Below are 21,520 nucleotides of genomic sequence, written 5' to 3'. Positions count from 1 at the left end.
CGCTTAACATCGCGTTACCCTAAATAAAGCAAAGGGCGGCGGAACAGGGGGATGTTCCGCCGCCCTTTGCTTTTGGCGGGTTAGCCTAACGCTTCGTCAGCCATATCTTCCACCAATGATTCATCTGTCAGTAGCGGTATGGTTTCCGCTAGCCGGTTATATTCGATGATATGGAATTCGCCATTCCAATCTTCGGCAATCAAGGTACACGATTCCACCCAGTCGCCGCAATTCAGGTAATGGATGTTGTCTATGTATTTATTGGCGGCTGAATGGATATGCCCGCACACTACGCCGTCTAAGCCCCGGCCTTGGCATTCGTTGGCGACTACAATTTCAAACTGGGTGATGAACGACACCGCCGACTTGACTTTGTTTTTGACAAACTTGGATAAAGACCAGTAGCCAAAACCCAGATGCCGTCTTATCCAATTAAAATGGCGGTTAAAAGACAGTAGGGTTTCGTAGCCAATATCGCCCAAGACGGCAATTTGTTTATGGTAGCGGGTTACGATGTCGTAATTGTCGCCATGGGTGAGCAGATAGCTTTTGCCGGATGCGCTGTTGTAGACCATTTCATCGTAAATTTCCACATTGCCGATATTCAAATCGCCATGCGATAAAAAATTGCGCAGAAACTCGTCGTGGTTGCCCGCGATATAAACGACCCGTTTGTTTTTCGAGTATTTCAATATTTTTCTTAAAAAATTGGTATGGTCTTGATGCCAATACCAGCCACGCCTGATTTTCCAACCGTCAATAATATCGCCGATCAGATAAATTTCATCAAACGACAGCCTTTTTAAGGTTTTTAGTAAAAACTCCGCTTTACAAGAACGAGTGCCAAGATGAATGTCAGAAACAAACACGGCTTTGTAAGGTGCTTTGATTTTTTTGCTCATTATGATGGGTTACGCGCTGAGTTAAGGGTTGCCTCGGAGGCGGGCAGGCGTGCTGGTTAGGCTGACACAGGCCTTTCGGCGGCGAGTGAAGGCCTAAGGCGATGGGGTTGCCTTGCCGTCCCACGATATGGAAACTTTCAGGTTTTGCTGTAAAAACGGTGTCTTAATCATAAATTATCAATGTGACTTTATTGTGACGGTAGCCATGGACATTGCGGTATTTATGCGGGTTAGTCAGAACTGGCTTTCAGCTTTTGATGGGTTAATACAGGGAGGCAATTCAGCAGAAAATAATGGTGTCATTTTGACACCATTGACATATAATAATCGTTAACGAAGCTAACAGGAGAATGAAGCGGAAAATAAGTAAGATAAATGATAAAGCATCCATAATCCCCCCGAGTCAATATCTAACAGTAAAAAATATTGACATATTCTGCCTAACATGGGCGCATAGGTAATTAATATGCAGCAAAAATCAATAGAACGAGGCCGTATTACGGCAAGAGTCTCCCTCTCTATCCAAGAGAAAATTCAGGAGGCGGCAGATTTAACAGGCGCGACGCTAAATCAGTTTCTGGTGCAAAGTGCCCTTGAAAGGGCAGAGCAGTTAATTGAGCGTGAAACGATTATTAGCTTGACCCATAAAGATGCCGCTATGTTATTCGACATGCTTCAGAAGCAATCACCCCCTAATAGTATTTTGGCAAAGGCATCTGAACGCTATAAAAACGAGGTAAAAAGTGGGTCTCTCAATACAACCGTTAGATCAGACATATAACTTGAAAAATTTCAATTGCGGCAATAGCGACCTTAATAGTTGGCTGCAAAATACTGCACGGCAACATCAAAAGAAAGATCTATCGCGTACCTTTGTTATGGTGCGGGATTCTTTGCCCACTATCATTATAGGTTACTATTCGTTGGCTATCCGGGCTTTAGTATCCAAAGAAGCGTTGCCGCAAGCACTGCAAAAAGGCCTGCCGTTAAATGTTCCCGCAATGATGGTGGCCCGTTTGGCTGTGGCGTGCCAAGAGCAAAAACAAGGTTATGGTGAGCTTTTGTTACTTGACGCTATGGCTCAGGCCAAAGTCGCTTCTAGGATAATTGGCGGTAGGTTTTTGTTTGTTGATGCCAAGACTACAGAATTGGCGGTATTTTACGCCCGTTACGGCTTCGTCGCTCTTCCCGATAATCCGCTATCTTTGTGTATGTTGATTGCAGGCATTCCTTAAGGACTTATGGCGGATATTCTTGCCCATCCCTAAAAATAACAGTTAAGCCGCGTTTTTAAACATGGATTGGCCGCTAAGCGGTATAATTGGCGAATTTTTCCGATGGCTTTAAAAACACCATGACTTCTGTTAATTCTGAAAAACTTTCCAGTGCCCGTTTTGCACAAGCAACCGATGCGTTTGTTGAGGTCTTTACCGCTTCGGTGGATTTTGATCAGCGTATGGCGGCTCAGGATATTCAAGGCTCTATCGCCCATGCCACGATGTTGTGCGCGGTGGGTATCCTTACCGAAGCCGAGCGCGATGCCATTATCGGCGGCCTGACCCAAATCGGCGGCGAGATTGACCGTGGCGAGTTTGTCTGGTCGATCAAGCAGGAAGATGTCCACATGAACATCGAGGCGCGTTTGACCGACCTGATTGGTATTGCAGGTAAAAAACTGCATACTGGCCGCTCACGCAACGATCAGGTCGCCACGGACATCCGCTTGTATTTGCGTAGCGAGATAGTCCAGATCACCGCGCAATTGACCCGTTTGCAGGCCGCTATTGTCGAGTTGGCGGCGCAACACGCCGACACCATCATGCCGGGCTTTACCCATTTACAGGTCGCCCAGCCGATTACTTTTGGGCATCATTTGATGGCGTGGTTTGAGATGCTCATCCGTGACCGCGAGCGTTTGGACGATTGCGCCAAACGTTTGAATGTGATGCCGCTGGGCGCGGCGGCTTTGGCGGGGACCAGTTATCCGATAGATCGCCAGTTGACCGCTGAGCTGTTAGGTTTCAGCCGCCCGTCGGCGAATTCTTTGGATTCGGTCAGTGACCGGGATTTTGCTATTGAATTTACGGCGGTCGCCAGCCTGATTATGATGCACTTGTCGCGGTTTTCCGAAGAGCTGATCCTTTGGTCTAGCGCCCAGTTTGATTTTATTGACATGCCTGATGCCTTTTGCACGGGTTCGTCGATTATGCCGCAGAAAAAAAATCCCGATGTGCCGGAGTTGGTGCGTGGTAAATCGGGTCGGGTAACAGGGCATTTGGTGGCTTTGCTGATGCTGATGAAAAGCCAGCCTTTGGCGTATAACAAGGATAACCAGGAAGATAAGGAGCCGTTGTTTGATACTGCCGACACGCTGGTTAACTGCTTACGCGCGTATGCCGATATGGTGCCGCATATCACCGCCAAAAAAGCCAATATGTACCAATCCGCCAAGCGCGGTTTTGCCACGGCGACGGATTTGGCGGATTATCTGGTGCGCAAGGGTATGGCCTTCCGCGATGCCCATGAGGTGGTCGGTCTGGCGGTGCGCTTGGGGCTGGAGACCCAACGGGATTTGTCTGAGCTGACGCTGGCTGAACTGCAAGGCTTTTCGCCGTTGATTACCGAAGACGTGTTCGGCTATTTGACCTTGGAAGGCTCGGTGGCGGCGCGTCGGCATATCGGCGGTACTGCGCCGGAAACGGTCAGGCTGGCGATTGAAGCGGCGCGGCAACGTTTAGTCTAGGCTTGGGCTTTAGGGGCGGTGCTGACGGCTTGTTGGGTGTCTGCCCCTGAAAGGTTTTCGGGCAAGCGGGTAATCCGTTACAATTTCGCCGCTTTGCGCCAGATCCTGTCTCGCCCTATTTTTAACATTTATACACTGTAAGGTACTTATGCTAGACCCCCGTTTATTTAGAACTGAATTGGCTTTGGTTACGGAACAATTACAACGCCGTCATTTTGCTTTTGATGCCAGCGCTTACGAGGCTTTAGAAAGCCGCCGTAAGGCGATTCAGGTTAAGACGCAAGAATTGCAAAACGAACGCAATAGCCGCTCGAAAGCGATTGGCCAAGCGAAAGCGAAGGGCGAGAGCGTCGAGGCGTTAATGGCGCATGTCCAACAGTTGGGCGATGATTTGAAGGCGGCGGAAGTGGCGTTGGCGGATGTTCAGGCCGCTATGACGGCGTTGATGGAAGGTATCCCCAATATTCTCGACGAGGCCGTGCCCGACGGTAAGGACGAGTCGGCTAATGTGGAAATAAGCCGTTGGGGCGAGTTGCCCAGTTTTAACTTTACCCCGAAAGATCATGTCGATTTGGGTGTCAGTAAGGGCATGGAATTTGAATTGGGCGTAAAAATCGCCGGGAGCCGTTTTGTCGTGCTGAACGGTGCGCTGGCGCGTCTGCAACGGGCGATTATCCAATTGATGCTGGACACCCATAGCGGCGAGCATGGCTATTCGGAAACCTATGTGCCGTTTTTGGTCAATGCCGACAGTTTGTACGGTACGGGGCAATTGCCGAAATTCGCCGCCGATTTGTTTAAGGCCAGCGATGATCCGGCCTTGTACCTGATCCCGACCGCCGAAGTGCCGGTAACGAATATTGTCAGGGATACGATTGTTGAGGCGAAGGAACTGCCGCTGAAATTTGTCTGCCATAGCCCGTGTTTCCGTAGCGAGGCGGGGGCTTATGGCCGTGACGTGCGCGGCATGATCCGCCAGCATCAGTTTGAAAAAGTCGAAATTGTGCAAATCGTCAAACCGGAAGATTCCGCGCAAGCGCACGAAGAGCTGACCCGTCATGCCGAAAGTATTTTGCAAAAGCTGAAACTGCCGTACCGCCGGATGCTGTTGTGTGCGGGCGATACCGGGTTTTCTTCCAGCAAAACTTACGATTTGGAAGTGTGGTTGCCGGGGCAGGGCGCGTATCGGGAAATCTCTTCGTGCAGCAATTTTAAAGATTTCCAAGCCCGCCGCCTGCAAGCGCGGTGGCGTAATCCTGAGACGGGCAAACCGGAATTGGTGCATACCCTGAACGGCTCCGGTTTGGCGGCGGGGCGGACGCTGATTGCCATTATGGAAAATTATCAGGATGCCGATGGCCGTATCCATATTCCTGAAGCGTTGCTGCCTTATATGGGCGGTGTGACGGTGATCGGCTAAGGCCGTTTTGCTAAAACAATACTGACTAATGCCCTTAAGGAGTGACTTTATGCCGAAAAAAATCCGTTTTATTCTGTTAGCCCTGGCTCTGGCTTTGGCCCCACAAGCGTGGGCGGAGGAGCCGACGGCTTTTGCCGTTGCGCAACAAGCCGCCGACCAAGGCCAAGCCGCCGCCCAAGCTAAGCTGGGGGCGATGTATCTGCTTGGTAACGGGGTTGATAAAGACGAAGCCAAAGCCGCCGAATGGCTGTTAAAAGCCGCCAAGCAAGGGTATCTTGACGCGCAAGTGCTGGTCGCCGCCTTGTTTGACAGCGGCGTGGGCGTAAAAAACGATGTCAAAGAAGCGACTTACTGGTACGAAAAAGCGGCGGCACAAGGCCACACGGCGGCGCTGGCGATTTTAGGCAAAAATCCGGTTGCGGCTGGCGGGGTAGCTTTTAGCTACCAACGGATGCGCTTAAGCGCGTCGAAACAAATCCCTGGCGAATATGCCAAAAAAATCTTACTGACGAAATAATTTTATGACTACCATTACTCGGTTCGCCCCCAGCCCTACGGGCTACCTGCATGTCGGCGGTGCGCGTACCGCCTTGTTTTCTTGGCTGTATGCGCGTAAACAGGGCGGCACGTTTATCTTACGCATTGAAGACACTGATTTAGAGCGTTCCTCGCAAGAATCGGTCGATGCCATTTTGCACGGCATGGATTGGTTAGGTCTGGACTATGATGAAGGCCCGTATTACCAAACCCAACGCTTTGACCGCTATAAGGAAGTGATTGCCCAATTGCTGGCGCAAGGCGACGCTTATCATTGCTATTGCAGTAAAGAAGAACTGGAGCAATTGCGCAACGAACAGATGGCGAATAAGGAAAAACCGCGCTATAACGGCAAATGCCGCGACCATGCCGTCGCCATTGAGGGCAGGGAGCCGGTGGTGCGCTTTAAAAATCCGCTTGATGGGGTGGTGGCCATTCCCGATTTGGTGAAGGGCGAGATTGTCGTCGCCAATAAGGAACTGGACGATTTGATTATCGCGCGGGGCGACGGTACGCCGACTTATAACCTGACAGTGGTAGTCGATGATATGGATATGGGCGTGACTCATGTCATCCGTGGCGATGACCATATCAACAATACGCCCCGGCAAATGAATATTCTTAAGGCATTGGGCGCACCTGTGCCGTTCTACGCGCATTTGCCGATGATTTTGGGTGCCGATGGCGCACGCTTGTCAAAACGCCATGGCGCGGTCAGTGTGATGCAATTTCGCGATGACGGTTATCTGCCGGAGGCCTTGCTTAATTATCTGGTGCGTTTGGGCTGGTCGCATGGCGACCAGGAGATTTTCTCCATCGCCGAAATGGTCGAGTTTTTTGACTTGGCTGATGTTAACGGTGCGGCCTCGACCTTTAACATGGACAAGCTGTTATGGTTAAACCACCACTACATCATGCATAGCGACCCTGAGTTGGTCGCTATGCATTTGCTGTGGCATATCGGGCAACGCGGCATTGATCCTGCCGATGGCCCGGCTCTGGCGGAAGTGGTCAAAGCCCAGCGCGAGCGCAGCAAAACGCTGGTGGAGATGGCTAATGCCAGTGTCTACTTCTATAAAGATTTTGACAGTTACGACGAGAAGGCGGCGAAGAAAGCCTTTACTGAAGGCTCTGATAGCGTGCTGGCGCATATTTATGAGGCATTTGCCGCCGTTAATGATTGGCAGGGCGAACAGTTGCACGACATCATTGTTGGGCTGGCCGAAACCTTGGCTTTAGGTATGGGGAAGGTTGCGCAGCCGTTGCGGGTTGCTGTGTGCGGTTCTGGCGTATCGCCAGCGATTGATGTCACTTTGTCATTGTTAGGTAAGGAAAAAACCTTAGCCAGACTACAAAAAGCGATTGAGTTTATAAAAAATAGCAAATAATGCTTTACAGGATGAAATTATCCTGTAAAATGACTGGCTTTACTGGACGGGGCCATAGCTCAGCTGGGAGAGCGCTTGCATGGCATGCAAGAGGTCAGGAGTTCGATCCTCCTTGGCTCCACCACCGTTTTTTAAAGTTAGTAATAGTGTCTGGTCCCCATCGTCTAGCGGCCTAGGACATCGCCCTTTCACGGCGAGAACAGGGGTTCGAACCCCCTTGGGGACGCCACATTATTGTTACTTTATAGGCCGGACTAATCCCAATTTAGTCCCCATCGTCTAGCGGCCTAGGACATCGCCCTTTCACGGCGAGAACAGGGGTTCGAACCCCCTTGGGGACGCCATACACAAAAGGTTATCATTCTGATAACCTTTTTTTATGCCCGTCACTTTGTCGGCTTGTCCGGCGGGTGGCGGTTTGCGCTATGCCCTTGCAGCCTTTACCGACCGTAGAAATATCGCGATATTTTTTGCCCGTTAAGACGGTTACATTCGGTTTTAGGGCGTTTTTTTATGCTAGAATCCGATCCTGAAGATAGCTATTTGATTTTATTTCCTATTTTTCGTAGGGTATTGTTGGCACGCTAACTTCACTATCAAAATTATATATTAACTAAAAGGCTTAATTTAATGAAACAATTGAAAAAAACCGTTCTTTCTATGGCTATGGCCGCAACTATGGTGTTGGCTTCATCCCCTATTTTCGCTGAAGCAACTGGTGAAGCGTCGGTTAAAGCTGCGGCAGAAGGCACTATTGCTAAAATTGAAGAAGCGGTTGGCTTAGCCGAAAAAGGCGCTGATAAAAAAGACATCGTTAAGGCGATTAACGATGCCCGTCAGCTGCAAAAAGAGTTCCGTTATGAGTTGACTGAGCGCCAACGCCAAAAATCTAACGATAAGCTGAGAATTGCGCGTGACACTTTTGAAGAAGGTGACAAGACCGCTGCTGAAGCCAAATTGCGTGAAGCGCTGACCGGTTACAAAGAAATGAAAGAAACTTACGACGCAAACCACAAATAAGTAGTTGTTTGCCTGTCAGGCCTATTTTGGCGGACTTATTTTGCCGATTTTGGGCCTGATGGGGGGCTATTAAAAATATTGCTAAAAAAGTGGTTTTTTACGCAGTTTGCACGATTGAAAACGCCTAAAATATGCTAGAATAATTTTGTCACATGGCTGTAAACAATGGCTGTGCAGGCGAAATTTTTACGAAAAATAACAACTAGGGGACTAGTGAAACATGAAAAACTTGAAAAAAATCTTACTTTCTTTAGTGATTGCATCGGCTTTAGGCGGTGTTTCATCAATCGCTGTTGCTGAAACTGATCCAGGCAGAGTCGTTTACGCCCCTGTGGAAGCAATTGACATGGTATCTGCTAAAGTAAAGTTAGCGATTGATGCGATTGCCAGCGGTTCCGATGGTGAAGCGGTTTCTAAATTAATTAAAGATGCCCTGGATGCCAGCAAAGAAATCAACGCTAACGATAAAGTTGATATGGCCCGTTCAAGAGCTAACAACAAATTGAAAGCTGCTAAAAACCACGCTAAAGACAACGCGTTACAAGAAGCAGAGCAAGAATTGAGAAATGCTTATAAAGGCTTCCAAGATCTGAAAGGTCTGTTGTAAGATTCTTTAAGCCATACCGGGAGGCTTTTCGGGGTTCTCTTGGTGTGGCTTTTTGCTGTTTCCACCACCCGGTCTGCGAAAGCGGGGGTGGCGGTCTTTTAAACGGGTAGGTTTATGATAACTGCCGGATGGGTTTTCTAAAGCAGTCCCATAATAAGTAAAAAAACCAGCTTCTATTCTATCCCCCGTTTTTGATACTCCGTTCCCCTTCCCACCCATTTTCGGGTTTGGTAATTTTCTTAGTCACTGCTTTGCCAGCGTTGTCCTTCCCTGATGGGACGGTTCCATTGTGGCCTGCCCGCTTATCTTATCCCTTTGTGTTTGGTAACTGTTGCTATGAATAAAGTGCTACGGCCCTGTGCCGAAACTTTGGCCAAGCAGGCCATACCCGCTTATCTCAACGCTTATCGGGTCTTGTGTCCTGAGCTTACCGAAGCGGAGCAGGATTTTTTGGCGGCAAGCGTTGTGGTGGCTGATTATAAAAGTCGGGCGTTATATTTGCAGGCCGGCGTTGTCCAAAACGCGATAGGCTTTGTTTATGCGGGTTTGCTGCGTAGTTTTTATATTGACAGTGACGGCAACGACATTACTATGGGCTTTGTCAAAGAAAACGATTACGCGACCGATTGCGCCGCCTTTGTCGCCCGCCAGCCTTCCCGCTATGCTTTCCAGTGCCTTGAGCCTTGTATCATCGTTGATTTGCCGTATACGGCGATGGCGGACGGGTTTGGCCGTTTTAAAAATCTGGAGACTTATGGGCGGCGATATAAAGAGCAGGTGCTGGCCGCGCAGCAGGCGCGAATAGAGGCGTGTCTGGTGGAGGTGGCCGAACAGCGCTACTTGAATTTTGTCCGGCAGCATCCCGATTTGTTTGGCAGGGTTTCTTTAACGCATCTCGCCTCTTATTTGGGCATTGAGCGGCAATCATTAAGCCGGATCAGAAAAAAGTTGGCTGACCGCCGTTAGTGTCACAAATGTGTCAGGTCTATTGGCGATAAATGCGGCATCATGACACTTTAACTCAACGGAGGAAAAGTGATGAAAAATACGGTGCTAATTACAGGGGTGTCATCCGGTATCGGTGAGGCGATTGCGCAAACATGTATAGACAGCGGTTACAGGGTGTTTGGGACGCTGAGAACCGCCGCAGATGCGGTCCGTTGCCAAGCTAAGTGGGGGGAATTGTTCGTGCCTTTGCTTGCTGACGTGCGGGACGAGGCTGCCTTGCGCCAGGCGGTTGTGACGGTAGAAGCGGCTTTGGCAGGCAGGCCACTCAATGTTATTGTTAATAATGCGGGTATTGTCATGCCCGCGCCGCTGCAATTGCAACCGCTGGATGACATACAGACGATGCTGGAGGTGAATGTGTTGGCGCCGGTTCGGGTCATACAGGCTTTTTTGCCGCTATTGGGGGCGGATAGTGCGGGCATTAGGCCTAAAATCGTCAATATCAGTTCGGTTTCTGGGCAACTGGCCATGCCGTTCTTAGGCGGTTATACGGCAAGCAAACATGCGCTGGAAGGCTTGTCTTATAGTTTAAGGCGTGAATTGCTGCTGTTGGGCATTGATGTTGTCGTGGTTGCGCCGGGCAGCGTCAGAACGCCTATTTGGGCAAAAGCGGCAACCCCTAATTTCTTTCCGGGGAGCTGCTACGAGCAGCCGTTTAAAAAATTTATCGCCATCTCTTTGGCGGGCGAGAAAAAAGGCTTAAGCCCTCTCGTTATCGCTAAGCTGGTGCTAAACATCATGCAGGCCAAGCGCCCTAAGGTGCGCTACAATCCGGTTCCGCAAAAATTTGCCAATTTTTATTTGCCAAAGCTGTTGCCCGCGAGGCTATTGGATAGGCTGTTGTTTGTGTTGTTGGGGGAGGGCAAGTCTGGCTAGGGGAAAAGGTGGCGTTTTTACTTCTTAATGGGGCGGATATGTACAAGCTTTATGATTTTTTGCCGTCGGGCAATTGCTACAAAATACGGTTGTTGCTTAAGCAGTTGGGCATTGCCTACGAAAGGGTTGATGTCGATATTTTAAGCGGGCAATCGCGTACTGATGCGTTTTTGCAGCTTAACCCTAATGGCCGGGTGCCGGTGTTGGCGCATAACGGCAACTATTTGCCGGAATCGAACGCTATTTTGTGGTATCTGGCGATGAATACGGCGTTTTTGCCGACCGATGCCTTTGCCCAAGCGCAAGTCTTGCAGTGGCTGTTTTTTGAGCAGTATAGCCATGAGCCGAATATTGCCACAGCACGTTATTGGATCAGTATTCTCAAGGCGAAAGACCATTATGCGGAGCCGCTGAAGGGTAAGATGGAGGCGGGCTATGCGGCTTTGGATGTGATGGAGCGGCATTTGCAAGCTAAGTGCTTTTTTGTCGCCGACCAGTATAGCATTGCCGATATGGCCTTATACGCCTATACCCATGTTGCCGAGGAGGGCGAGTTTGACCTGTCCGCTTATCGGCATATAAAGGCGTGGTTCGGGCGGGTGCAAGCCCAAGCAAACCATATCGGTATCCAATGCGCCTAGGCACGCGTTTTGTGGCTTAGCTGCAAGCGGCGGTAAGGTATCTATACTTTAAACGGTCAAGTTTTCGGTTTTTTTGGTAGGGTACGCTGTGCGTACCTTTAAAAAAACCTCATAAAATCAGTGCAAAAGGTACGCACAGCGTACCCTACGGTGAATTGTAAAAGCCGAAAACTTGACCGTTCAGAGTATACGTTCCAGGGCGTATGCCTATACTTTAGGTTTGCCCACCCGTCACCCGCGCTTGTCCCGATAAATCTTTATGCGTCCGTACATCCTGATAACCAGATGCTTTAAAAATAGCCTGTACGGCAGCCTCTTGGTCATAACCGTGCTCTATTAGCAAATATCCTTCTTCGCTCAGCCAGTGTCTGGCGGTAGCCACTATGGTTTTAATGTCCTGCAAGCCATGGTCGGCGGCGATTAATGCCGAATCCGGTTCGAAGCGGACATCACCCTGGTGTAGGTGTGGGTCTTGCGGATCAATGTAAGGCGGGTTACTGACGATGAGCTGAAAGCGTTGCGGCGGCAGGTCGGCAAACCAATTGCTATGATAAAAGCCGATATTGTTGAGATGATGGCGGGCGGCGTTTTGTTGGGCGACGGCTAAAGCCTTAGGGCTAAAGTCAGTGGCAGTGACGTGGGCGTTGGGGCGTTCGGCGGCGAGGATAATGGCAATGATGCCGGAGCCTGTACCTAGGTCGAGAATAGGGCCTGGTGCATCGTGGGCGACCAAGGCCAAGCTGAGTTCTATCAGCAACTCGGTATCAGGGCGCGGGATAAGCACGTCCGGGGTGACGATAAAGTCGCGTGACCAAAATTCGCGCTGTCCGGTGAGGTAAGCGATAGGATGGCCTTGTTGACGGTGGCGGCAAAGTTGCCAAAATTGTTCTTGCTCGGTTTCTGTAAGGGTGTTGTCGCACCTGGCGCGTAGATAAGAGCGGTTTTTTTGCAAAACGTGGCATAGCAGGACTTCGGCATCTAAGGCCGGGGAGCCGCTGCTGGCGTTTAGGTTTTGGCTGGCTTGTGCCAGAAGGGCGTTAATGGTGGGCATGGGTATTTGGTGTTGGGTAGGCGCGTTAAGGCCTACATGAATGGGCGTAGTGCCGTATTTCAGCATTGCATTTATAGCCGAAAGAGAAATGTCTGCCCATTATGCTCTGTGGAGATAGGGAATACTTGGAAAGGGAAAGTGCCTTTAATTCTTAGCAAGTGCGGCGCAGTTCGGCGATGGTAGCGGCGGGCAAGCCGGTTATTTCGGCAATCGCGACATCATCCATTGAGCTTAACAGCTTGCGGGCCGCATTGAGCAGGGCTTCTTGTCTGCCTTTCTGCAAGCCTTCTTGCAAACCTTCTTCTCTGCCTTTGACATAAAAATTTTGCCCATATTTTGCTAATGTTTCTGTTAACACGTTTGCCACCTTTTCTTTCGAATCATAGATTGTATTCACCAATTCCTGATAGCCGTCACCGGATACTTTCTCCCTTAGGATAAGCTGAATGAACCAGTTCAGCAAGTCCATGAAAGGTTGTTTTTCTTCGCTCCCAAGCGGGTCATATTTATCATAGAGCGCCAGAAACGCTTGGTTGATGGTTGCTATGTCGGTACACCGTTCCGCGATAATCAGGGTGGAAACGAGGTTGCCCATTTGCCGCAGGTTTTCAAGGTCGTATTGGCTTTCGTCAATCAGGCAATAGTGAAGCTGCGGGGTATATTTGCCCAATATATGGTTTGCCCCCAGTAGGCTGGCAAAATCGGTCGCCGCCGTCCATTTTGGGTTGCCGTTGTACAGCACCAGCGGGAATATCGGCGGCAAATCCTGCTTTTGGGGATTATCGCGTAGCCAGTCCATGTAAAAGTTGCCGACATAGTTGAGCATCCTGATGGCCATGTACCAAGGGGCGGTGGCTTGGAATTCTGTCAGCAAAAAGATGTAGGCATTACTGCTGCCTTTGAATTTGACCTGATAAATCAGGTCGCTTTCGGTTTCTTTGTAGTGTTCCGAGACAAAAGACTTATCCACCCTTTGGCACTGGCTAAAATCGCAGTTTTGCACCCAGTCCTCAAGGACAAAGCTTTCGATTAATTGGCGGAAAATCACCTTGTTGGAGAACAGGCGCTTGTAACCTTTGTCGTGCAGGGCTTCGGTCATGGTTTTATCGGCTAGAGGTGGTTTTATCGGCGACAAGGCCTAACAGCAGAATGTCATAAAGGCTGATTGCCTTAATCTTCGCCCAATTGCGTCAGCATTTCCGCCTGGTGTTCGTGGATTAGAGGCTGGATGACTTGCTCCAAGCCACCTTGCATAATGTCGTCGAGCTTGTATAGGGTCAAGTTGATGCGGTGGTCGGTGAGGCGGCCTTGCGGGTAGTTATAGGTGCGGATGCGTTCGGAACGGTCGCCGCTGCCGACTTGTAGCTTACGGGTTGCCGATTGTTCGGCATGGTGCTTTTCCTGTTCGGCGGAAAGCAGGCGCGAGGCCAGCAAGGACATGGCGCGGGCGCGATTTTTGTGTTGTGAGCGCTCATCTTGGCATTCGACTACCACTCCAGTAGGGATGTGGGTGATACGGATCGCCGATTCGGTTTTGTTGATATGCTGGCCACCTGCCCCGGAGGCGCGGTAGGTATCGACTTTCAGATCAGCCGGATTGATGTCGACGGCATCGACTTCGTCCACTTCGGGCATGATGGCGACGGTGCAGGCGGAGGTATGGATACGGCCTTGCGATTCGGTTTCAGGCACCCGTTGGACGCGGTGGGCGCCGGATTCAAATTTTAGTTGCGAATACACGTCACGCCCGGAAACGCGCAAAATGACTTCTTTATAGCCGCCGTGATCGCCATGGCTTTCGTTAATGATTTCGGTTTGCCAGCCACGCCGTTCGGCATAGCGTTGGTACATGCGCGATAAGTCGCCGGAAAAAATCGCCGCTTCGTCGCCGCCAGTACCTGCGCGGATTTCTAAAAAGATGTTACGGTTGTCGTTAGGGTCTTTGGGCAGCAATAACAGTTGCAACTCGTGGTCGAGCGCGTCGATTTGGTTTTCGGCATCCCGGATTTCTTCTTTAGCCAGTTCGCGCATATCGGCGTCGCTGTCATTGAGCATGTCTTTGGCCGAGGCGAGCATGTCTTGCGCTTGCTCATAGCGTTTATAGCATTCTACCAGCGGGGTGATTTGCGCGTATTCTTGGCTTAAGGTGCGGAAGCGGTTTTGGTTGCCTTGCACTTCCGGTTCTGAGAGCAGGGCGGCGATTTCGTCGTAGCGTTCGCACAGATTTTCAAGTTTGATTTGTATGGATTTTTTCATTGGGTATCGCTGAGTTTAAAAATTTCGCGGGCAGCGGCGACTAAGTCATGACGTTCGTTTTCGGCGGCAATCCTGATTTGGCTGCTGGGCGTATGGATGAGTTTATTGGTGAGGGTGTGGGCGAGACGGTTTAAGGTTTCTTCGGCGGACGCACCGTTTTTGAGCGCAAGTTGGGCTTTTTGTAAAGCTTCATCGCGGATGGTTTCGGCAGATAGGCGAAAGTCGCGCAGGGTCGATTGCGCCCCTTGGGCGCGTAGCCACGCCAGAAAATAGTCGACTTGGGTGTCGATAATCTCTTCCGCTTGGGCCGCCGCCAAGCGCCGGGAGTTCATGTTTTGGTCGATGGTGTGTTGGAGGTCATCAACCGTGTACAGGTATACGTCGCGCAATTGTTCGACTTCCGCCTCAATATCGCGCGGCACTGCCAAATCTACCATAAACATGGGCTTGTGTTTACGTTTTTTTAAGGCGCTCTCTACCCGCCCTTTACCTAATATCGGTAAGGAACTGGCGGTTGAGGAGATGACAATGTCGGCCTCGGCCAGGTGGTTAGGCAATTCCGACAAGTCGATGGCGTAGCCGTTAAACTGCGTGGCGAGGGCATGGGCTTTGTCAAACGTGCGGTTGGCGATGATGAGTCGGCCTATGCCTTGTTGGCTTAAATGCCGGGCGGTCAGCTCTATAGTTTCGCCCGCGCCGATCAGCAGGGCGGTTTGTTCGCTGAGCTTGTCGAAAATCTGTTGGGCGAGTTGCACGGCGGCAAACGCGACCGACACCGGGCTGGAGCCGATGGCGGTGTCGGTACGGACTTTTTTGGCGGCGGTAAAGGTGTGCTGGAACAGTTTGCCCAGATGTTTGCCTAAGGTTCCCGCGTCACAAGCCGCTTGGTAGGCGGTCTTCATTTGCCCTAAGATTTGCGGTTCCCCCAAGATCATCGAGTCCAAACCGCTGGCGACGCGGAAAATATGCCGGATTAAGGCGGGACCGGTGTGGCTGTACAGGTAGGGGGTAAGGTCATGGCTGTCCAAATGCTTGTTTTGCGCGACCCAATCAATCAGGATTTGCTGGTTGGTGGTGCTGGCGGCGCAGTAAAATTCGGTGCGGTTGCAGGTCGACAGGATCGCCGCTTCGCTAATTTCCTTAAGGTTATGCAGCTCTTGCAGGGAAGGCTGCAAGACGTCGGCAGGGAAGGACAGCCGTTCGCGGACAGAGACCGGAGCGGTTTGGTAATTAATCCCTACGGCAAGGAGTGTCATGGTATGGGTGGTCAATTGGACGTTACCGGTTTCGATATGGGTTTTGCCAGGGCTATAAGGGCTTAAATTAGGCCTGCGCCGATGGCTTTTTGCTAAATCAGCCGTATATTATCTCGCTCTATGCCAAGAAATAGAATAGCTTAATGAAAATGCTGTAATCAGCTCTCTAAATCAACGGCTTTTTCTGCTAATCTATAGCCCTACCTTTGAGACCTAAAATAGGATTGTGAGTGTTAACTTTTAGACTGTTTATTTTTAGATTATTCTCAGTAACTACGCTGGTCTTGCTATACGGCTGCGCCAGTGCGCCGGATAAGCCGCAGGTTTCCGACGCGGTCCAGGTCGCCGATAAGCCTGCCGTGATTAAGCCTAAGCCCAAAGATGTTAATACTTCTATAGACCCTGATGTGCTGTTTATGCTGTTAACCGCTGAATTGGCAGGACAGCGTGGTCAATATGATATTGCTTTGGAGGGTTATATGGAAGCGGCAAAGCGTGTCCATGACCCGCGTTTTGCCGAGCGTGCCGCCATGATAGCCATGTATCTGAAAAACGGCAACAAATTGGATGAAGCAATAAAGATTTGGTTGCGGCAAGACCCTAATAATGCCACGGCGCGGAAATTTGCCGCCTTATCGGCTTTGCAGGCGGGTAACAAAGCGGCGGCTGTGGAGCATATCGAGTCCTTATTGAAAAATGATCCGGCAAATTTTGACAAGGCTTTGTTGGAATTGGCGGGTGTGTTGCAAAAAGCCAATAAGTCCGCGCCGGTTTTGGAGGTGCTGGATACGGTTGCCGCCCGGCATCCTAACCAAGCGATAGTGTATTTTGTCGAGGCCTTGTTGGCAACGCAAATGGACAAGCCGGATTTGGCCGCCGCTAAAGTCGCCGAAGCGTTACGCATACAGCCTAATTGGGATAAGGCCTTAATGCTCCAAGCACAGTTGGCGATTATGTCGGGGCATTTCGATCAGGCGAAAACGGTTCTGAAAGCCGCCGTGCAGAAATCGCCCGATGACATCAAAATCAAAAAGGTGCTGGCGCAGGTTTTGATTAAAAACCGTGACTATGATGAGGCGATCACGCTGTATCAGGCGATTATTAAGGCCAACCCGCAAGAATCCGAGAGCCGTTTGGCTTTAGGTCTGGTGTATTTGCAGGAAGATAAGCCGGATGAGGCCGAAGATGCCCTCACGCCCTTATTGAAAGACCCGCAATGGCAACCGCAAGCCAGTTATTATTTAGGCAAAATTGCCGAGCAAGATAACGACATACCTAAGGCTTTGGCTTGGTACGATAAGGTCAATGACGAACGTTTGGGGTTTGAGGCGGGTATTGCCGCTGTCGGCCTGTTAGGTCGGGATAAGCAATTCGCCCAAGCGGAAAACCGCGTGGTGGCGTTGGCGAAGAAATATCCGCAACAAAAAGAGCGTATTGTTATTGTCCAAGCGGAGTTGTTTAGCCAACAGCGCCAGTATGCCAAGGCCTTTGAGCTATTAAGCAAAGCGTTGGTGGATGAGCCTGATAATAAGGGTTTGCTGTATGCACGCGCTTTGATGGCTGAGCATGTCGGTAAGCTGGACGTATTGGAAGCGGATTTGAAAAAAATCATCGCCCAGCATCCTGATAATGCCGAGGCCTTAAATGCTCTGGGTTACACCTTAGCGGACAAAACCACCCGTTACCAAGAGGCGGAGGGTTATCTGCAACGGGCGTTAAAATTGTCGCCTGATGAGGCGGTGATTTTGGATAGCTATGGCTGGTTACAGTTTAAGCTGGGCAATACCGCCAAGGCCTTGGATTATCTGCAACGGGCCTACGGCAAGCAGAAAGAGAACGAGATTGCCGGGCATCTGGCTGAGGTACTGTGGTTCTTGGGCAAGAAAGACCAGGCCAAAAAAATCTATAACGAGGCTATTAAAGAAGCGCCAAGCGACCGCTATTTGCTGGATTTTAAAACCCGCATCTTAGATCCCGCCCAATAGCCATGCGTAGGCCTATTTTTGCGGCGTTAGCCGTGGCGTTATGGTTGTCCGGCTGCAACACCGTTGAAGTCATCCCAGACGGCAGTTATTCAAGGGCGGTGCTGGCCAATAGCCCGCCCTTGCCGGACTGGGCGTTGGAGGGGCGCATGTCCCTAAGCGGCGGCAAAGAGGCCTGGTCGGCGAACCTGCTTTGGCAGCATGACCCGGCGCATGATGAGCTAAAATTGTCCGGTCCTTTAGGGCAGGGCGCGACAATCATCCGTTTGCAGGGCGAGACGGTCAGTATCGACCGGGGCGGCGGCAATGTGCAGACTTCGGCCCAGCCGGAGGCGTTTATTAACCAGCAATTGGGCATGGATGTGCCGATTAAGGCATTAGCTTACTGGATTGTCGGCTTGCCGGCTACGGAGCAGGCTTATGTGGACATGCCGTCCGGTTTCCGGCAAGCGGGTTGGCTGGTCGAGTATAAGCAAATGCAGACGGTGGGCCGCCGCGTATTGCCGCGAAAAATGACCGTGATGAACGGACAGGCAAAATTAAAGTTAATTATTGAGCAATGGGTCATAAAGGGTGAGGATGGGCACTAAACAGGCATTATGGGCGGCGTATTGGCCGGCTCCGGCAAAACTGAATTTAATGCTGCGCATTGTCGGGCGCAGGGCAGACGGTTATCACCTGTTGCAAACGGTGTTCCAGTTTGTCGAACTGGCCGATAAGATCCGCTTCCACCCCGATGCCAGCGGGCGGGTCAGTCTGAAACACCCCTTGCCTGGGGTCGCCGAAGCCGACGACCTGACAGTCAGGGCTGCGAATTTGCTGAAAGCGGCGACGGGCTGTAGCGAAGGGGTTTGTATTGAGGTGGAAAAAAAACTGCCGATGGGCGGCGGCTTGGGCGGCGGCAGTTCCGATGCCGCCACCGTTTTGGTTGCGCTGAATGTCTTATGGGGGCTACATTTAAGCACCGAGAAGCTCATGGAACTGGGTTTGTCATTAGGGGCGGATGTGCCGATTTTTGCCTTTGGTCAGGCGGCGTGGGCAGAAGGTGTGGGCGAAAAAATTCAGGCCATAACCGTTTCTGAACAATGGGTTGTTATTATTAAGCCGGATTGTCATGTCAATACGAAAGAAATTTTCTGTGCAGAAGGGTTGACAAGAGACAGCAAATCCATCAGAATATCTGACTTTACAGCAGGCCAACAACAAAACGACTGTCTTGATGTGGTCTGCCAGCGTTATCCATCCGTTAAAGATGCTTTAGTTGATTTGTCTGAATTTTCAGATGCAAAATTAACTGGAACTGGGGCTTGTGTTTTTGCACAGTTTGATTCAGAAACAAATGCGATTAGCGCGTACCAGTCACTTAAAGCTAAGTGGCAAGTGTACTTGACTAAATCCGTCAATGAATCACCTTTGTTTTCAATGATGAAGTCGGGTGATTTTATATCTTGATTATTGGGTCGTCGCCAAGCGGTAAGGCACGGGGTTTTGATCTCCGCATACCAAGGTTCGAATCCTTGCGACCCAGCCATTTTACCACACTGAGTTAAATTCTATTTGGGAGAGCTTGAATGAATGACACCTCGATGATGGTGTTTTCTGGAAATGCTAACTTAGCCTTGTCCGAAGGTATTGTTAAGAAGTTGAATATGCGCCTAGGGATGGCGGCAGTCGGCAGGTTTAGTGATGGGGAAATTGCGGTAGAGATTGAAGAGAATGTCCGTGGTAAAGACGTTTTTATTATCCAACCTACTTGCGCTCCTACCAATGAGAATTTAATGGAGTTACTGGTGATGATTGATGCGCTTAAACGGGCATCGGCATCACGGATTACCGCAGTCATGCCATACTATGGCTATGCTAGGCAAGATCGGCGGTCGCGCTCGGCGCGTGTGCCTATCAGTGCTAAGCTGGTTGCGAAAATGATTGAGCAGGCTGGGGCTAGCCGTTTGTTGACGGTTGACTTACATGCTGATCAAATCCAAGGTTTTTTTGATATACCTGTTGATAATGTCTATGCCTCGCCCATTTTGCTGGGTGACATTTGGCGGCAACAGTATAAAGATTTGATTGTCGTCTCCCCCGATGTGGGTGGCGTAGTCAGGGCAAGGGCGTTAGCCAAACGTTTGAATGATGCCGATTTGGCGATTATCGACAAACGTCGCTTAAAAGCCAATGTCGCCGAAGTCATGCACATTATTGGCGATGTCGATGGCCGCAGTTGTATCCTGATTGACGATATTGTCGATACCGCAGGCACTTTATGCCACGCAGCGGCAGCGTTAAAAAAGCACGGGGCCGTCAAGGTCTTGGCTTATTGTACACATGCCGTGCTGTCAGGTTCGGCAATGAAAAACTTGGCAGGTTCGGCACTGGACGAATTGGTGGTTACTGATACCATACCGTTAAGCCAAGAAGCTATAGATTCAGGAAAAATAAGACAATTGACAGTTGCCGAAATGTTGGCGGAGACGATAAGACGTATCGCCGTCGGTGAGTCGGTCAGTTCGCTGTATGTTGATTAAAAGTTTAATAAAAGCACGTTGAAGTGCGGGGTTGAAAAGAGAATGTCTAACGTATTTGAGTTTGTAGCCGAAAGTCGCGCCAATTCTGGAAAGAGTGCGGCAAGACGTTCACGTCGTCTAGGTAATGTGCCTGCGGTAATTTATGGTGGTCAAAGTGAACCTCAAATGTTGGTGTTGAACCACAATGAAGTGATCAAGCACCTTGAGCACGAAGCCGTTTATTCGCATGTTTTAGACATTACGGTTGACGGAAAAACCGAAAAAGCCATTCTGAAAGGTGTACAACGCAACCCTGCAAAATTCCAAATCCTGCATTTGGATTTCCTGCGCGTTGATATGGCGGCGACTGTTAAAGTCCATGTGCCTTTGCATTTTATCAATGAAAACTCTTCAGTCGGCATCAAAAAAGGCGGCGTTGCCACCCATTCAATGGTTGACGTTGAAGTGTCTTGTTTGCCATCTGCTTTACCCGAATTCATTGAAGTCGATCTGTCTAACTTAGATGTCTCTGAAACCCTGCATTTGTCCGATTTGGTTCTGCCAGCGGGTGTTGAAGTGGTTGCTTTGGCACAAGGCGAAGACCATAACCTGCCAGTCGTCACTATTTCTGCGACCCGCACCGCCAGCTAAGCTATTTGCTTAAGCCTTGATTAAACCCTGTCATGATTAAATTGATTGTTGGTTTAGGTAATCCAGGCCGTCAGTACGAAAAAACCCGGCATAATGCCGGGTTTTTGTTTTTAGACGATTTGCTGGCCAGCACGGGCGGCAGTTGGCAACTGGACGGCAAATTCCAAGCTTTTGTGGCGGAATCCGCCATTGCCTACCAAAAAGTCCTGTTCTTAAAGCCCGAAACCTTTATGAACCGTAGCGGGCAGTCGGTCGGCAAAGCGGTGCGTTATTATAAAATCCAGCCGGATGAAATTCTGGTCGTCCATGACGAATTGGATTTTGCGGTCGGCGTGGTTAAGCTGAAAAAAGGCGGCGGCCATGCGGGTCATAACGGTTTGCGGGATATTATCGCGCATCTGGGCAGTAATGATTTTTACCGTCTGCGCATCGGCATTGGCCGTCCTGCGGCGGGTAAAGTCGTCGCCGATTATGTCCTCTCGGAACCTGCCAAAGCCGAATGGCCGTTGCTGGAAGACAGTTTCGCCTTAGCCAAGCCTTATATAGGCCAAATCGTCAGCGGTGATATTGCGGCGGCTATGAATAAGCTCAATACCTAATTTCACTCCAGTTTTACCTTCGCCTCCCATCTCCTCCGCGTTTTACTGGACTTGTTGCAAGCCAGGTCGGCCTTTTTTG

22 protein-coding genes and 4 tRNA genes are annotated in these 21,520 nt (G+C 50.2%); 21 read left to right on the top strand and 5 right to left on the bottom strand.

From position 1 onward, the window contains the following. Positions 1-80: 80 nt before the first annotated feature. On the bottom strand, positions 81-902 hold the full coding sequence (locus AADEFJLK_RS03690) for a UDP-2,3-diacylglucosamine diphosphatase (RefSeq protein ID WP_088620000.1): 822 nt from the start codon (positions 900-902) through the stop codon (positions 81-83). Between the two features lie 466 nt (positions 903-1,368). On the opposite strand from AADEFJLK_RS03690, the gene AADEFJLK_RS03685 reads away from it, so the two are divergent. The 14 genes from AADEFJLK_RS03685 (at position 1,369) to AADEFJLK_RS03620 (ending at position 11,142) form a co-directional block, all read left to right on the top strand. After that, positions 1,369-1,683, top strand: coding sequence for a type II toxin-antitoxin system TacA family antitoxin (locus AADEFJLK_RS03685; RefSeq protein ID WP_103973329.1), 315 nt, complete (start codon positions 1,369-1,371; stop codon positions 1,681-1,683). A gap of 1 nt (position 1,684) precedes the next feature. Then, positions 1,685-2,137 (top strand): GNAT family N-acetyltransferase, encoded by a 453-nt coding sequence (locus tag AADEFJLK_RS03680; protein ID WP_103973328.1) that lies wholly within the window; start codon positions 1,685-1,687, stop codon positions 2,135-2,137. Between the two features lie 119 nt (positions 2,138-2,256). Further along, positions 2,257-3,645 carry an argininosuccinate lyase gene (gene argH / locus AADEFJLK_RS03675; RefSeq protein ID WP_103973610.1) on the top strand — a complete coding sequence of 463 codons (1,389 nt, stop codon included), beginning with the start codon at positions 2,257-2,259 and terminating at the stop codon, positions 3,643-3,645. Between the two features lie 148 nt (positions 3,646-3,793). Next, the gene (gene serS, locus AADEFJLK_RS03670) at positions 3,794-5,065 is read left to right on the top strand and encodes a serine--tRNA ligase (RefSeq protein WP_103973327.1); all 1,272 of its coding nucleotides are present in this window, start codon (positions 3,794-3,796) and stop codon (positions 5,063-5,065) included. Positions 5,066-5,114: 49 nt separating this feature from the next. Further along, on the top strand, positions 5,115-5,582 hold the full coding sequence (locus AADEFJLK_RS03665; protein WP_249027965.1) for a tetratricopeptide repeat protein: 468 nt from the start codon (positions 5,115-5,117) through the stop codon (positions 5,580-5,582). Positions 5,583-5,586: 4 nt separating this feature from the next. Further along, the gene (gene gltX / locus AADEFJLK_RS03660; RefSeq protein ID WP_103973325.1) at positions 5,587-6,990 is read left to right on the top strand and encodes a glutamate--tRNA ligase; all 1,404 of its coding nucleotides are present in this window, start codon (positions 5,587-5,589) and stop codon (positions 6,988-6,990) included. Between the two features lie 48 nt (positions 6,991-7,038). Beyond that, positions 7,039-7,114 (top strand) — tRNA-Ala (locus AADEFJLK_RS03655). Positions 7,115-7,143: 29 nt separating this feature from the next. Continuing rightward, a tRNA-Glu gene (locus AADEFJLK_RS03650) sits at positions 7,144-7,219 on the top strand. Between the two features lie 39 nt (positions 7,220-7,258). Continuing rightward, a tRNA-Glu gene (locus AADEFJLK_RS03645) sits at positions 7,259-7,334 on the top strand. 286 nt (positions 7,335-7,620) lie between these two features. Next, positions 7,621-8,010: a hypothetical protein gene (locus AADEFJLK_RS03640; RefSeq protein WP_088619996.1), complete on the top strand. Its 390-nt coding sequence runs from the start codon at positions 7,621-7,623 to the stop codon at positions 8,008-8,010. A 220-nt stretch (positions 8,011-8,230) separates the two neighbouring features. Beyond that, on the top strand, positions 8,231-8,617 hold the full coding sequence (locus AADEFJLK_RS03635) for a hypothetical protein (RefSeq protein ID WP_088619995.1): 387 nt from the start codon (positions 8,231-8,233) through the stop codon (positions 8,615-8,617). A gap of 336 nt (positions 8,618-8,953) precedes the next feature. Next, positions 8,954-9,583: a Crp/Fnr family transcriptional regulator gene (locus AADEFJLK_RS03630; protein ID WP_103973324.1), complete on the top strand. Its 630-nt coding sequence runs from the start codon at positions 8,954-8,956 to the stop codon at positions 9,581-9,583. Positions 9,584-9,655: 72 nt separating this feature from the next. Beyond that, on the top strand, positions 9,656-10,501 hold the full coding sequence (locus tag AADEFJLK_RS03625; RefSeq protein WP_103973323.1) for an SDR family NAD(P)-dependent oxidoreductase: 846 nt from the start codon (positions 9,656-9,658) through the stop codon (positions 10,499-10,501). A gap of 8 nt (positions 10,502-10,509) precedes the next feature. Continuing rightward, a complete protein-coding gene (locus tag AADEFJLK_RS03620) occupies positions 10,510-11,142 on the top strand; it encodes a glutathione S-transferase family protein (RefSeq protein WP_232463716.1) in 633 nt (210 codons plus the stop codon). Positions 11,143-11,356: 214 nt separating this feature from the next. Here the strand turns inward: AADEFJLK_RS03620 and prmC are convergent, their stop codons facing one another. The 4 genes from prmC to hemA all read right to left on the bottom strand — a co-directional run bounded on the left by prmC (position 11,357) and on the right by hemA (position 15,705). Beyond that, a complete protein-coding gene (gene prmC / locus AADEFJLK_RS03615) occupies positions 11,357-12,193 on the bottom strand; it encodes a peptide chain release factor N(5)-glutamine methyltransferase (RefSeq protein WP_103973609.1) in 837 nt (278 codons plus the stop codon). Positions 12,194-12,344: 151 nt separating this feature from the next. Beyond that, complete coding sequence (locus AADEFJLK_RS03610; protein ID WP_103973322.1) at positions 12,345-13,292, bottom strand: Rpn family recombination-promoting nuclease/putative transposase; 948 nt, start codon at positions 13,290-13,292, stop codon at positions 12,345-12,347. Between the two features lie 71 nt (positions 13,293-13,363). Further along, on the bottom strand, positions 13,364-14,449 hold the full coding sequence (gene prfA, locus AADEFJLK_RS03605; RefSeq protein WP_088621007.1) for a peptide chain release factor 1: 1,086 nt from the start codon (positions 14,447-14,449) through the stop codon (positions 13,364-13,366). Then, positions 14,446-15,705, bottom strand: coding sequence for a glutamyl-tRNA reductase (hemA, locus tag AADEFJLK_RS03600; RefSeq protein WP_088621706.1), 1,260 nt, complete (start codon positions 15,703-15,705; stop codon positions 14,446-14,448). The genes prfA and hemA overlap by 4 nt, the downstream gene beginning before the upstream one ends. A 230-nt stretch (positions 15,706-15,935) precedes the next feature. On the opposite strand from hemA, the gene AADEFJLK_RS03595 reads away from it, so the two are divergent. The 7 genes from AADEFJLK_RS03595 to pth all read left to right on the top strand — a co-directional run bounded on the left by AADEFJLK_RS03595 (position 15,936) and on the right by pth (position 21,441). Beyond that, positions 15,936-17,690 carry a tetratricopeptide repeat protein gene (locus tag AADEFJLK_RS03595; protein ID WP_249027964.1) on the top strand — a complete coding sequence of 585 codons (1,755 nt, stop codon included), beginning with the start codon at positions 15,936-15,938 and terminating at the stop codon, positions 17,688-17,690. A 2-nt stretch (positions 17,691-17,692) separates the two neighbouring features. Continuing rightward, positions 17,693-18,277: a lipoprotein insertase outer membrane protein LolB gene (gene lolB, locus AADEFJLK_RS03590; protein WP_103973321.1), complete on the top strand. Its 585-nt coding sequence runs from the start codon at positions 17,693-17,695 to the stop codon at positions 18,275-18,277. Then, entirely contained in the window at positions 18,267-19,139 is an 873-nt protein-coding gene (gene ispE / locus AADEFJLK_RS03585) for a 4-(cytidine 5'-diphospho)-2-C-methyl-D-erythritol kinase (RefSeq protein ID WP_103973320.1), read from the top strand. The genes lolB and ispE overlap by 11 nt, the downstream gene beginning before the upstream one ends. Positions 19,140-19,143: 4 nt before the next feature. After that, positions 19,144-19,218, top strand: a tRNA-Gln gene (locus AADEFJLK_RS03580). A 40-nt stretch (positions 19,219-19,258) separates the two neighbouring features. Then, complete coding sequence (locus AADEFJLK_RS03575) at positions 19,259-20,212, top strand: ribose-phosphate diphosphokinase (RefSeq protein ID WP_088621010.1); 954 nt, start codon at positions 19,259-19,261, stop codon at positions 20,210-20,212. A gap of 42 nt (positions 20,213-20,254) precedes the next feature. Further along, positions 20,255-20,842 carry a 50S ribosomal protein L25/general stress protein Ctc gene (locus tag AADEFJLK_RS03570; RefSeq protein ID WP_103973319.1) on the top strand — a complete coding sequence of 196 codons (588 nt, stop codon included), beginning with the start codon at positions 20,255-20,257 and terminating at the stop codon, positions 20,840-20,842. Positions 20,843-20,874: 32 nt separating this feature from the next. Then, a complete protein-coding gene (pth, locus tag AADEFJLK_RS03565; protein WP_088621012.1) occupies positions 20,875-21,441 on the top strand; it encodes an aminoacyl-tRNA hydrolase in 567 nt (188 codons plus the stop codon). Positions 21,442-21,520: the final 79 nt, after the last annotated feature.

Origin of the sequence: Methylovulum psychrotolerans (assembly GCF_002923755.1) — a bacterium.
Taxonomy (GTDB): Bacteria; Pseudomonadota; Gammaproteobacteria; order Methylococcales; family Methylomonadaceae; genus Methylovulum; species Methylovulum psychrotolerans.
Note: the sequence above shows the minus strand (reverse complement) of the source record. Positions and strands in the feature narration are given on the sequence as shown.